Origin of the sequence: Marinomonas maritima, from assembly GCF_024435075.2 — a bacterium.
GTDB classification, from domain to species: Bacteria; Pseudomonadota; Gammaproteobacteria; order Pseudomonadales; family Marinomonadaceae; genus Marinomonas; species Marinomonas maritima.
Map to the genome: position 1 here is coordinate 270,812 of NZ_JAMZEG020000004.1, position 12,320 is coordinate 283,131.

The 12,320-nt window shown below is 44.9% G+C and carries 21 protein-coding genes; all 21 read right to left on the minus strand.

What is annotated here, in order from left to right:
* Window positions 1-8: 8 nt before the first annotated feature.
* The 21 genes from rplF to rpsL all read right to left on the minus strand — a co-directional run bounded on the left by rplF (window position 9) and on the right by rpsL (window position 12,269).
* Window positions 9-542, minus strand: coding sequence for a 50S ribosomal protein L6 (gene rplF / locus M3I01_RS16415; RefSeq protein WP_255897004.1), 534 nt, complete (start codon window positions 540-542; stop codon window positions 9-11).
* Between the two features lie 8 nt (window positions 543-550).
* The gene (gene rpsH / locus M3I01_RS16420; protein WP_255897005.1) at window positions 551-943 is read right to left on the minus strand and encodes a 30S ribosomal protein S8; all 393 of its coding nucleotides are present in this window, start codon (window positions 941-943) and stop codon (window positions 551-553) included.
* A 131-nt stretch (window positions 944-1,074) separates the two neighbouring features.
* On the minus strand, window positions 1,075-1,380 hold the full coding sequence (rpsN, locus tag M3I01_RS16425) for a 30S ribosomal protein S14 (RefSeq protein ID WP_112135151.1): 306 nt from the start codon (window positions 1,378-1,380) through the stop codon (window positions 1,075-1,077).
* 12 nt (window positions 1,381-1,392) lie between these two features.
* Window positions 1,393-1,932 (minus strand): 50S ribosomal protein L5, encoded by a 540-nt coding sequence (gene rplE / locus M3I01_RS16430; RefSeq protein ID WP_255897006.1) that lies wholly within the window; start codon window positions 1,930-1,932, stop codon window positions 1,393-1,395.
* 17 nt (window positions 1,933-1,949) lie between these two features.
* Window positions 1,950-2,267, minus strand: coding sequence for a 50S ribosomal protein L24 (rplX, locus tag M3I01_RS16435; protein WP_112135155.1), 318 nt, complete (start codon window positions 2,265-2,267; stop codon window positions 1,950-1,952).
* 18 nt (window positions 2,268-2,285) lie between these two features.
* The gene (rplN, locus tag M3I01_RS16440; RefSeq protein ID WP_112135157.1) at window positions 2,286-2,654 is read right to left on the minus strand and encodes a 50S ribosomal protein L14; all 369 of its coding nucleotides are present in this window, start codon (window positions 2,652-2,654) and stop codon (window positions 2,286-2,288) included.
* 51 nt (window positions 2,655-2,705) lie between these two features.
* A complete protein-coding gene (gene rpsQ, locus M3I01_RS16445; RefSeq protein ID WP_255897009.1) occupies window positions 2,706-2,966 on the minus strand; it encodes a 30S ribosomal protein S17 in 261 nt (86 codons plus the stop codon).
* A 1-nt stretch (window position 2,967) separates the two neighbouring features.
* On the minus strand, window positions 2,968-3,159 hold the full coding sequence (gene rpmC / locus M3I01_RS16450) for a 50S ribosomal protein L29 (protein ID WP_112135159.1): 192 nt from the start codon (window positions 3,157-3,159) through the stop codon (window positions 2,968-2,970).
* Window positions 3,160-3,573, minus strand: a complete 414-nt coding sequence (gene rplP / locus M3I01_RS16455) for a 50S ribosomal protein L16 (RefSeq protein ID WP_024023522.1) — start codon at window positions 3,571-3,573, stop codon at window positions 3,160-3,162.
* Window positions 3,574-3,583: 10 nt separating this feature from the next.
* A complete protein-coding gene (gene rpsC / locus M3I01_RS16460; RefSeq protein WP_176336543.1) occupies window positions 3,584-4,264 on the minus strand; it encodes a 30S ribosomal protein S3 in 681 nt (226 codons plus the stop codon).
* Window positions 4,265-4,278: 14 nt separating this feature from the next.
* Window positions 4,279-4,611, minus strand: coding sequence for a 50S ribosomal protein L22 (gene rplV / locus M3I01_RS16465; RefSeq protein WP_012071931.1), 333 nt, complete (start codon window positions 4,609-4,611; stop codon window positions 4,279-4,281).
* A gap of 13 nt (window positions 4,612-4,624) precedes the next feature.
* Window positions 4,625-4,900, minus strand: coding sequence for a 30S ribosomal protein S19 (rpsS, locus tag M3I01_RS16470; RefSeq protein ID WP_112135163.1), 276 nt, complete (start codon window positions 4,898-4,900; stop codon window positions 4,625-4,627).
* A 15-nt stretch (window positions 4,901-4,915) separates the two neighbouring features.
* Window positions 4,916-5,740 carry a 50S ribosomal protein L2 gene (gene rplB / locus M3I01_RS16475; RefSeq protein ID WP_112135165.1) on the minus strand — a complete coding sequence of 275 codons (825 nt, stop codon included), beginning with the start codon at window positions 5,738-5,740 and terminating at the stop codon, window positions 4,916-4,918.
* 14 nt (window positions 5,741-5,754) lie between these two features.
* The gene (gene rplW / locus M3I01_RS16480; RefSeq protein ID WP_112135167.1) at window positions 5,755-6,051 is read right to left on the minus strand and encodes a 50S ribosomal protein L23; all 297 of its coding nucleotides are present in this window, start codon (window positions 6,049-6,051) and stop codon (window positions 5,755-5,757) included.
* Complete coding sequence (gene rplD, locus M3I01_RS16485) at window positions 6,048-6,653, minus strand: 50S ribosomal protein L4 (RefSeq protein ID WP_255897013.1); 606 nt, start codon at window positions 6,651-6,653, stop codon at window positions 6,048-6,050. The genes rplW and rplD overlap by 4 nt, the downstream gene beginning before the upstream one ends.
* Before the next feature lie 12 nt (window positions 6,654-6,665).
* Window positions 6,666-7,304, minus strand: coding sequence for a 50S ribosomal protein L3 (gene rplC, locus M3I01_RS16490; protein WP_255897014.1), 639 nt, complete (start codon window positions 7,302-7,304; stop codon window positions 6,666-6,668).
* Between the two features lie 127 nt (window positions 7,305-7,431).
* Window positions 7,432-7,743 (minus strand): 30S ribosomal protein S10, encoded by a 312-nt coding sequence (rpsJ, locus tag M3I01_RS16495; protein WP_012071937.1) that lies wholly within the window; start codon window positions 7,741-7,743, stop codon window positions 7,432-7,434.
* A gap of 207 nt (window positions 7,744-7,950) precedes the next feature.
* Window positions 7,951-9,174, minus strand: a complete 1,224-nt coding sequence (gene tuf / locus M3I01_RS16500) for an elongation factor Tu (protein ID WP_255897016.1) — start codon at window positions 9,172-9,174, stop codon at window positions 7,951-7,953.
* Window positions 9,175-9,209: 35 nt separating this feature from the next.
* The gene (gene fusA / locus M3I01_RS16505; protein ID WP_255897017.1) at window positions 9,210-11,303 is read right to left on the minus strand and encodes an elongation factor G; all 2,094 of its coding nucleotides are present in this window, start codon (window positions 11,301-11,303) and stop codon (window positions 9,210-9,212) included.
* 21 nt (window positions 11,304-11,324) lie between these two features.
* Window positions 11,325-11,798, minus strand: a complete 474-nt coding sequence (rpsG, locus tag M3I01_RS16510) for a 30S ribosomal protein S7 (protein ID WP_112135177.1) — start codon at window positions 11,796-11,798, stop codon at window positions 11,325-11,327.
* A 99-nt stretch (window positions 11,799-11,897) separates the two neighbouring features.
* Window positions 11,898-12,269 carry a 30S ribosomal protein S12 gene (gene rpsL / locus M3I01_RS16515; RefSeq protein WP_013659444.1) on the minus strand — a complete coding sequence of 124 codons (372 nt, stop codon included), beginning with the start codon at window positions 12,267-12,269 and terminating at the stop codon, window positions 11,898-11,900.
* Between the last annotated feature and the right edge of the window lie 51 nt (window positions 12,270-12,320).

A 12,320-nucleotide genomic window follows, 5' to 3' on the forward strand; every position in this document is an offset into this window, starting at 1 on the left:
ATGTCTACCTACTTCTTCTTAGCTTCTTTACGACGAATAATCTCGTCAGCATAACGAACACCTTTGCCTTTATACGGCTCTGGCGGACGGAAACCGCGAACTTCTGCAGCAACCTGACCAACGGCTTGTTTATCAGCACCTCTGATCACGATTTCTGTTTGAGAAGCACATTCAGCTGTTATGCCTTCAGGTAATTCATAATCTACTGGATGAGAAAAACCCAGAGATAGGTTAAGTACATTGCCTTTAAGGGCAGCACGGTAACCAACACCTTGAAGAAGCAATCTTTTTTCGAAACCCTGACTAACACCAACAACCATGTTGTTAACCAAAGCACGAGTTGTACCAGCTAAGGCACGGCTTTGTTTTGCACCATCGCGCGCAGCGAAGGTAATAACATTTTCTTCTTTAGACACCTGTACGCTTGTGTGAATATTAAACTCTAAAGAACCTTTACCGCCTTTAACAACGACAGTTTGGCCATTTAGGGTTAAATCTACACCACTAGGAAGCGTCACGGGACTATTAGCAACTCGAGACATACTAACTCCTAGAATACTGTGCAGATTACTTCGCCACCGATACCAGCAGCGCGAGCTGCACGGTCTGTCATCACACCTTTAGAGGTAGAGATGATTGCAACACCAAGACCCGCTTCTACTTTAGGTAGCGCTGCGGTGCCTTTGTATTGACGCAAACTTGGACGAGATGCGCGTTTGATTTGTTCAATAACCGGCTTTCCTTCGTAGTATTTCAACTCGATGGTTAGTGTCGGTTTTATTGCGTCGTCTACTGAAAAGTCACCTACGTAACCTTCTTCGCGCAGAACAACAGCAACCGATGCTTTCATTTTTGATGAAGGCATACTCACAGAGGTCTTTGCAGCCATCTGTGCATTACGAATACGTGTGAACATATCCGCAAGGGTATCTTGCATACTCATTTAAGAGCTCCTAATTTAAAAACATTGTGCAGCAAATAGAGCTCGCGCATAGTACACAGCAGAGAGTGGGATGTCCAGCATTTGATGAACACCCCTCTTTCTGCAATGTATTATGATCGCGCTCTACTTGCTTACCAACTTGCTTTCTTCAAACCTGGTACGTCACCGCGCATAGCCGCTTCACGCAATTTGATTCTTGACAAACCAAACTTACGATAAACGCCATGAGGACGGCCCGTTATTTGACAACGGTTACGTTGGCGAGAAGAAGATGAATCACGTGGCAGCGCTTGTAATTTAAGCGATGCGTCCCACTTTTCATCGTCCGATGCATTAACGTCGCTAATGATCGCTTTTAGAGCCGCACGCTTTTCAGCGTACTTAGCTACTAATTTAGTGCGTTTTGCTTCGCGCTGAATCATTGATGTCTTAGCCATGATTCCTACCTCTTATTTCTTGAAAGGGAAACTAAAGGCGGCTAGCAAAGCACGACCTTCTTCGTCGGTACGAGCAGTCGTTGTAATGGTAATATCCATACCACGCACACGATCCACTTTATCATACTCGATTTCTGGGAAGATGATCTGCTCTTTAACACCCATGCTGTAGTTACCACGACCATCAAAAGACTTTGGATTAAGTCCACGGAAGTCACGGATACGCGGAATAGCAACATCAACCAAACGGTCAAAGAAATCCCACATACGCTCACCACGTAGCGTAACTTTACAACCGATCGGATAACCGTCACGGATTTTAAAGCCTGCTACAGATTTACGAGCCTTAGTCACTACAACTTTCTGGCCGCTAAGTGCTTCAAGATCGTTTACCGCATGCTCAAGAAGTTTCTTGTCTGCGATAGCTTCACCAACACCCATATTTAATGTGATTTTAGTGATTTTAGGCACTTCCATCACATTTTTGTAACTAAACTCTTCAATTAGAGTTCCTACAACTTGATCTTTATATAATTTCTTAAGTCTCGCCATGGCTGTAATTCTCGCTCTTAGGCGTCGATCGCTTCACTATTTGATTTAAAGATACGTACTTTCGTACCATCTTCATTCAACTTAAAGCCGACGCGATCCGCTTTACCAGTAGCACTATTAAAAATGGCTACATTTGAAACCTGAATAGGTGCTTCTTGCTCAACGATGCCGCCAGTTGAACCCTTCATAGGGTTTGGTTTTTCATGTTTCTTAACGGTATTAATACCAGAAACTAGAACTCGGCTGTCGTCTACTACCTTAACAACTTTACCGCGCTTGCCTTTGTCTTTCCCAGCAATCACAATAATTTCGTCGTTACGTTTGATCTTACGCATAAATGTCCCCTCTCCCTCTTACAGCACTTCAGGTGCAAGAGAAACTATTTTCATGAATTGCTCTGTACGCAATTCACGTGTTACAGGGCCAAAGATACGAGTACCAAGTGGCTGTCCTGAAGCATTCAATAAAACCGCTGAGTTTACATCAAAACGGATTACGGAACCATCAGAGCGACGAACACCTTTCCTAGTTCTAACGACAACTGCGTTAAGAACCTGCCCTTTTTTAACACGACCACGAGGGATCGCTTCTTTCACTGTGACTTTAATAATGTCACCGATAGCAGCATAACGACGATGTGAGCCACCCAGTACTTTAATACACTGAACACGCTTTGCGCCGCTGTTATCTGCAACATCAAGCATCGATTCTGTTTGAATCATTTCTGCTCTCCAATCAAGTTAGATAACAAGTCTCACGAAGGAAAAAGCAGCTTATACAGCCGCTGTTTTCTCAACAACTTGAACCAGGTTCCAAGTCTTAGACTTAGAGTAAGGACGTGTTTCTACGACCTTAACAGTATCACCAATCTGGCACTCATTGTTTTCATCGTGAGCGTGTAATTTAGTTGAACGACGTACAAACTTACCGTAAAGAGGATGTTTTTCTGTACGCTCAACTAGTACTGTAATGGTTTTATCCATTTTGTCGCTGACTACCTTACCAGTAGCTGTACGCGCTTTTGTTTCTGCCATTTTAGTTACCTGCCTTATCATTTAGCACGGTTTTAACGCGTGCGATATTGCGGCGGACTTGCAAAAGCAAATGAGTTTGCGTCAGCTGACCAGTGGCCTTCTGCATGCGCAATGTAAATTGCTCACGCAAAAGCTCAATTAAGGTCGCCTGTAGCTCTGCTACAGAATTTTCTTGCAGTTCTTTTGCTATCATCTACATCACCGTACGCGTTACGAAAGTTGTGGACAAAGGTAGTTTAGCAGCAGCTAGTGCGAAAGCTTCGCGTGCTAGTTGCTCTGAAACGCCCTCAACTTCATAAAGCATCTTGCCAGGCTGAATCTGTGCAACCCAGTATTCTACATTACCCTTACCTTTACCCTGACGAACCTCTAGAGGTTTTTGAGTAATCGGCTTATCAGGGAATACACGAATCCAGATTTTACCACCACGCTTGATGTGACGAGTCATTGCACGACGCGCCGCTTCAATTTGACGAGCAGTAAGACGCCCACGCTCTGTGGACTTTAATCCGAATTCACCAAAGCTAACCTGATTTCCGCGAAGAGCAAGACCGCGATTACGACCTTTCTGCATTTTGCGGAATTTAGTACGTTTCGGTTGTAACATGACTTACCCCCTACTTAGACTTCTTCTTTTGTGCGCCTTTGTCAGCTCGCACTTGTTCAATACCGCCCAAGATTTCGCCTTTAAAGATCCACACTTTTACGCCAATAATGCCGTAAGTTGTAAGAGCTTCATAAGGGGAGTAGTCGATGTCAGCACGTAGTGTATGTAGAGGCACACGGCCTTCACGGTACCACTCAGCACGTGCAATTTCTGCACCGCCTAAACGACCACTTACCTGAACCTTGATACCCTTCGCGCCTGCACGCATGGCGTTCTGTACGGCGCGCTTCATAGCACGACGGAACATAACGCGACGCTCTAGTTGGCTTGCGATATTTGCCGCAACCAATTTAGCGTCCATTTCAGGCTTACGAATCTCTTCGATGTTGATGTGAACAGGAACGCCCATCATCTCAGAAACAGCATTACGCAGTTTCTCAACATCTTCGCCCTTCTTACCAATCACAATACCCGGACGGGCAGTATGAATAGTAATACGAGCGGTCTGAGCAGGACGCTGAATCTCAATACGAGATACAGAAGCCTGGACCAATTTTTTCTCCAAGTACTCACGAACCTGAAGATCATTTAATAGTAGCTTAGAGTAGTTTTGATTATTCGCATACCAAGTAGAAGTATGATCTTTAACTATCCCTAGGCGTATACCAGTTGGATGAACCTTCTGACCCATTGGGTTTCTCCTAATTAGTCAGCGACTTTAACTGTTATATGACAACCGCGTTTTAAAATACGGTCAGCACGGCCTTTGGCACGTGGCATGATACGCTTCAGAGTCATTGCCTCATCAACGTAAGCCGTAGAAACGCGCAAGTCATCTACATCAGCACCTTCGTTATGCTCAGCGTTAGCTATAGCAGACTCTAGTACTTTTTTGACAATTACTGCCGCCTTCTTAGGACTGAACGTTAAAATGTTCAGCGCTTCGCTAACAGATTTACCGCGGATTTGATCTACAACCAAACGGGCCTTCTGCGCTGAGAGGCGAGCACCCTTCAATGAAGCTTTTACTTCACTCATTTAATACCCCTTATTACCGTTTGGCTTTCTTGTCCGCAGTATGACCACGATATGTACGGGTCGGAGCGAACTCACCCAATTTATGACCGACCATGTCTTCAGTTACAATAACTGGAACATGCTGGCGACCATTATGGACAGCGATAGTCAACCCTACAAAATCAGGGAAGATAGTAGAACGGCGCGACCAAGTCTTAATTGGACGACGATCTTTTTTCTCTACCGCAGCCTCTACCTTTTTCAACAAATGAAGGTCGATAAAAGGACCTTTTTTTAGTGAACGTGGCACAGTCGTTTCCTCTTATTACTTAGTACGGCGACGTACAATAAGTTTATCAGTACGCTTGTTGCTGCGTGTTTTGTACCCTTTAGTAGGCACACCCCATGGTGTAACTGGGTGACGACCACCTTTGCTACGACCTTCACCACCACCATGTGGGTGATCAACTGGGTTCATCGCCGAACCGCGAACGGTAGGACGAACACCACGCCAACGCGTAGCACCAGCTTTACCAAGAACTCGTAAGCTATGCTCAGAGTTTGATACTTCACCCAATGTAGCGCGACATTCAGTCAATACTTTGCGCATTTCACCTGAACGTAGGCGAAGTGTAACGTAGCGACCTTCACGAGCAACCAGCTGAGCAGAAGTACCGGCAGAGCGCGCAACTTGTGCACCTTTACCTGGCTTAAGCTCAATACAGTGCACCGTACTACCAACAGGAATATTTTGCAGAGGCAAAGTATTACCTGCTTTTATAGGGGCATCTGCACCACTAAAAACAACAGCGCCAGCCACCATACCTTTGGAAGCGATAATGTAACGACGCTCACCATCAGCATATTTAATCAATGCAATATTTGCAGAACGGTTTGGATCATACTCCAAACGCTCAATTACCGCAGGAATACCGTCTTTGTTACGACGAAAATCAACCATACGATAATGCTGCTTATGACCACCACCTACGTGACGCGTAGTGATGCGCCCGTTATTGTTACGTCCACCCGATCTGCTTTTCTTTTCAAGCAAAGGTGCATATGGTGCGCCTTTGTGCAAATCGTTGTTAGTAACCTTAACAACGTGACGACGGCCTGCAGACGTTGGCTTACTTTTTACAACAGCCATTGACCTATCTCCCCTTATTCAGCGACCATGAAATCAATGTCTTGACCTTCGGCCAAACGTACATACGCTTTTTTCACGTCTTTACGCTTACCTAGACCACGAACTGTACGCTTAGTTTTACCTTTATGGTTCAACGTATGCACAGACTCAACTTTGACTTCAAAAAGCGCTTCGATAGCTTGTTTGATTTCAGGTTTCGTTGCATCACCAGTTACACGAAAAACATACTGACCATTGCCTTCGGCTACGATCGTTGCTTTTTCGGAAATATGTGGACCCAACAGAACTTTATAAATGCGTTCGCCGATCATGCTAGTGCCTCCTCAACTTGTTTCAGAGCACCAACTGTCACCAACACTTTGTCGTAAGCAATCAAGCTAACAGGATCGATAGATGCTGCATCACGCACATCTACGTTAGGAATGTTGCGAGCCGCCAAAAATAAATTATCATCCAATTCATTGGAAATAATCAAAGCGTTTACAATATTCAACTCTGCCATTTTTGCTATGAATAGCTTAGTTTTCGGAGCTTCTAATGCCAGCTCTTCAACTACAACAAGACGGTCTTGACGTACAAGTTCAGACCAGATAGTGCGCATTGCTGCACGGTACATCTTCTTGTTCACTTTCTGAGAGTGATCTTGCGGTTTCGCAGCAAAAGTCACACCACCAGAGCGCCATAAAGGGCTACGGATAGTACCTGCACGAGCGCGACCAGAACCTTTTTGATTCCAAGGTTTGCGTCCACCGCCAGCTACTTCAGAGCGAGTTTTTTGAGCACGTGAGCCTTGACGAGCGCCAGCCAAGTAAGACGTAACTACTTGGTGGACCAACGCCTCGTTGTATTCACGAGCAAAGGCTAAATCGGAAACTTCAACAGTTCCTTCAGAGCCTGTTAGATTCAAGTTCATTGTCTACCCCTCTTAGCGAGCTTTAACAGCTGATTGAAGAATAACATCACCATTCACTGCACCAGGTACGGCACCTTTCACTAGGATAAGGTTACGTTCTGTGTCTACACGAACCACTTCTAGTGATTGAGTAGTAACTTGTGCAGCGCCCATATGGCCAGCCATCTTCTTGCCTTTCCAAACACGACCAGGTGTTTGACATTGACCGATAGAGCCAGGAGCACGGTGAGACAACGAGTTACCATGAGTAGCGTCTTGCATACTAAAATTATGACGCTTAATGGCACCTTGAAACCCTTTACCCTTTGATTGACCAGTTACATCAACCATTTGGATAGATTCGAAATCAGCAACTGTTAGCTCATCACCAACATTGATTTCTTTTTCGTCACCTGCCAGGCGGAACTCCCACAAACCACGACCTGCTTCAACATTCGCTTTTGCATAATGACCCGCAGCAGCTTTGTTAACGCGGCTCGAACGGCGAGAACCTACAGTTACTTGAACAGCTTGATAGCCGTCAGTGTCTGTTGTTTTCACCTGAGTAACGCGGTTCGGTTCAACCTCGATGACGGTTACTGGCACGGATACACCATCTTCAGTGAAGATACGTGTCATTCCGGCTTTGCGTCCGACTAATTGAATAGTCATTTTTTACCTCATTTGCCAGTTGTGTAAGGGGCTATCACCCGCTACGGCTGATCATTCCAGATCATTCCACTAATGTGCATAAGCCGACTGATAACCAGTCGGTTGTCGCACCCCAAACTTTGAGCTATTAACCCAAAGAGATTTGTACTTCCACGCCTGCCGCAAGATCTAACTTCATCAAAGCATCAACTGTTTTTTCAGTTGGCTCAACGATGTCTAGAACACGTTTATGTGTACGGATTTCATACTGATCACGCGCATCTTTGTTAACGTGTGGAGAAATCAATACTGTATAACGTTCCTTACGAGTAGGAAGTGGAATCGGTCCACGTACTTGCGCACCTGTACGTTTCGCTGTGTCCACAATTTCTTGTGTTGAAGCATCAATCAGACGGTGATCGAATGCTTTCAGACGAATACGAATTTTTTGGCTTTGCATTTCCAACTCCAAATACTATGTTTTGTATGACTTAACTGTACATTTATTAAGCCACAATCCTTTTTTAAGGACGGCGAATATTAGCCATTCAAAAAGTGGTTGTCAAGTAACCAATTTCTGAACAAACAAAATAAACCACAAAATAAAAAGGCCACCCAGCACGGGCAGCCTTTTTTCAAATCAAAGCAACAAGATACAGATATCTAATTACTTAAGGATTTTAGCTACAACACCAGCACCAACTGTACGGCCACCTTCACGAATCGCAAAACGTAGACCTTCGTCCATTGCGATTGGGTGAATTAGAGCAACAGTCATTTGAATGTTATCACCAGGCATAACCATTTCTACGCCTTCAGGAAGAGAACAAGCACCAGTTACATCAGTTGTACGGAAGTAAAACTGTGGACGGTAACCTTTAAAGAATGGCGTATGACGACCACCTTCATCTTTACCCAACACATAAACTTCTGCTTCAAACTCAGTGTGAGGAGTAATAGAACCAGGCTTAGCCAACACTTGGCCACGCTGAACATCTTCACGCTTAGTACCGCGTAACAAGATACCACAGTTCTCACCAGCACGACCTTCATCAAGAAGCTTACGGAACATTTCTACGCCAGTACAAGTTGTTTTAGTAGTATCAACGATACCAACAATTTCAACTTCTTCTTGGATTTTGACGATGCCACGTTCAACACGACCAGTAACAACCGTACCACGACCTTGGATAGAGAACACATCTTCGATAGGCATCAAGAATGCACCATCAATAGCACGCTCTGGCTCAGGAATGTAAGAATCTAGCGTTTCAACTAGTTTCGTCACTGCTGTCGTACCCATGCCATTATCATCTTGACCATTCAACGCCATCAAAGCAGAACCAGGAATAATTGGAGTGTCATCACCTGGGAAGTCGTATTCAGAAAGAAGGTCACGCAATTCCATCTCAACCAACTCTAGCATTTCAGCGTATTCTTCAGAATCCGCACCACCACAGTCTTCAGCCAACAAATCAGCTTTATTTAAGAAAACAACGATGTAAGGAACACCTACTTGACGAGAAAGAAGGATGTGTTCACGAGTCTGAGGCATAGGACCGTCAGTCGCGCCACATACTAGAATCGCACCGTCCATTTGAGCAGCACCAGTGATCATGTTTTTAACATAATCGGCGTGTCCAGGACAATCTACGTGTGCATAGTGACGTGCAGGTGAATCATACTCAACATGAGAAGTCGAGATAGTGATACCACGCTCACGCTCTTCAGGAGCATTATCGATACCGTCAAAAGCAACAGCTGTACCGCCATATACTTCTGCACATACACGAGTCAATGCTGCAGTTAGAGTTGTTTTACCATGGTCAACGTGACCGATAGTGCCAACGTTAACATGTGGTTTATTACGTTCAAATTTACTCTTTGCCATGATACATACACCTTAAGAATTAGTAAGTATGATGATTAATCTTCATTTTTGATGATCGCGTCTGCCACACTAGCCGGTGCTTCAGCGTATTTCTCAAACTCCATTGCATAACTTGCACGCCCTTGCGACAAGCTGCGCACGTCAGTTGCATATCCAAACATTTCCCCAAGAGGAACTTCAGCTCGAATAATCTTCCCTGACGGGGAATCGTCCATCCCCTGAACAATACCTCGACGACGATTCAGGTCTCCCATCACATCACCCATGTATTCTTCAGGAGTTACAACTTCCACTTTCATTACAGGTTCAAGAACACAGGGATCAGCATCAGCCGCCCCCTTTCTTAGCCCCTGAGAAGCTGCAATTTTAAAGGCCATTTCATTAGAGTCAACATCATGGAATGAACCATCGAACAACACAACCTTAATACCCAACAAAGGGTATCCAGCAATTACGCCGTTCTTCATCTGCTCCGAAACACCCTTCTCTATTGCAGGGATGTATTCTTTAGGAATAGCACCACCAACAATCTCGTTAACAAACTCAAGCCCATCTTTATCAGTTGGGATCAACTTCATTACGACGTGACCGTATTGACCACGACCACCGGATTGACGCACAAATTTGTGATTAACCACCACCTCTTTGCGAATTTTCTCCCGATAGGAAACCTGAGGCTTACCAATGTTTGCCTCCACCTTAAACTCGCGACGCATACGGTCAACAAGTATATCAAGGTGCAGCTCCCCCATACCGGAAATAATTGTTTGACCCGTCTCTTCATGTGTTTCTACACGAAACGAAGGGTCTTCTTGCGCCAGCTTACCCAGCGCAACACCCATTTTATCCTGATCCGCTTGAGACTTAGGCTCAACCGCAACGGATATAACAGGCTCTGGAAACTCCATACGCTCCAGCACAACGACATCACTCATATCACAAAGCGTATCACCCGTAGTTACATACTTCATACCTACAGCAGCGGCAATATCTCCCGCAAAAACTTCTTTGATTTCTTCGCGATTATTAGCGTGCATCTGAACCATCCGACCAATGCGCTCACGCTTCTGCTTTACAGAATTATAAACCGCATCACCAGAACGCAACATCCCAGAATACACACGAATAAATGTCAATGTGCCTACAAATGGATCTGTTGCAATCTTGAAAGCCAGCGCTGAGAACGGAGCCTCATCACTCGCAACACGATTAACAACCGTTTCACCATCTTCAAGCGTACCCTCTATCGCCTTAACTTCAAGCGGAGAAGGTAAATATTCAACAACAGCATCCAAAACAGCCTGCACGCCTTTATTTTTAAAGGCCGAACCACACATCACCAAGACTATCTCATTGGCTAACGTGCGAGCCCTCAAACCGCTTTTGATTTCATCGACAGTCAGCTCACCTTCTTCAAGGTACTTCTCCATCAACTCATCATTCGCTTCCGCTGCAGCCTCAATCATTTGCTCACGCAACTCTAATGCATCATCAAGTAGCTCAGCAGGAATTCCCTCTAAAGAGAACGTCATCCCCTGATCTTCTTCATTCCACATTACAGCTTTCATCAATATCAAATCAATCACACCACTGAAGTCTTCTTCAGCACCGATATTCATTTGAATTGGAATAGCGTTCGCACCAAGGCGAGTTTTTAGCTGACGCACAACAGACAAATAATCAGCCCCCGTACGGTCCATCTTATTGACGAACACCATACGAGGAACCTCATACTTGTTTGCTTGACGCCAAACCGTCTCAGTTTGAGGCTGCACACCCGAAGAACCACAAAGCACAACAACAGCACCATCCAGAACACGTAAAGAACGCTCTACTTCAATAGTAAAATCTACGTGCCCAGGCGTATCAATAATATTAATACGGTGCTGCTCAAACTGTTTATTCATCCCACTCCAGAAACAAGTTGTTGCCGCTGAAGTTATCGTAATACCGCGCTCTTGCTCTTGCTCCATCCAGTCCATTGTTGCCGCACCATCGTGCACCTCACCAATTTTATGAGACAAACCAGTATAGAAAAGAATGCGTTCAGTCGTCGTCGTTTTACCTGCATCAACATGCGCAACAATACCGATATTACGGTAGCGGTTGATAGGTGTTTTACGTGCCACTGTGTATCCTTCTCCGGATAATTAGAAACGGTAGTGAGAGAATGCTTTGTTAGCTTCTGCCATGCGATGAACGTCTTCACGTTTCTTAACTGCAGAACCTTTATTTTCAGCAGCATCTAGAATCTCGCCTGCAAGACGTAGAGCCATGGATTTTTCACCACGCTTACGAGAAGCATCAACCAACCAACGCATAGACAATGCTGCGCGGCGAACTGGGCGTACCTCAACAGGAACCTGATAAGTCGCACCACCAACACGGCGAGATTTAACCTCGACCATTGGCTGGATAGACTCTAGCGCTTTTTCAAAGATAGCCATTGGCTCATCTGTTTTAGCACGCGCTGCAACAGTATTTAGCGCATTATAAACAATGCTCTCTGCAACAGATTTCTTACCACTAACCATTACATGGTTAATAAATTTAGCGAGAAGTTGGCTTCCGTGTTTAGGATCCGGAAGGATTTCACGCTTAGCGACGACGCGTCTTCTAGGCATAGCTATATCCTCTTCAGGTTCGCCCGAGACAATGTAATTATTGCTCGGCCTTACTGTATTAAAAAATTATTTCTAAACGATGAATTAAGCAGCGTTAGCTTACTTAGGACGCTTAGTACCGTACTTAGAACGGCCTTGCTTACGATTTTGTACGCCTGAAGTATCCAAGCTACCACGAACTGTGTGATAACGAACACCCGGTAGATCTTTTACACGACCGCCACGAATCAGCACTACGCTGTGTTCTTGTAGGTTGTGACCTTCACCACCGATGTATGAAGTAACTTCGAAGCCGTTAGTCAAGCGAACACGACATACTTTACGTAAAGCCGAGTTAGGCTTTTTAGGTGTAGTAGTATATACGCGAGTGCAGACACCGCGGCGTTGCGGACAAGCTTGTAACGCAGGAACGTCACTCTTTGCCACTTTACGTTTACGTGGTTTACGAACCAACTGGTTAACGGTTGCCATTAGACAAGCTCCACAATTCCAATTCTTATGACGGAAATCGCCAAAATTAAG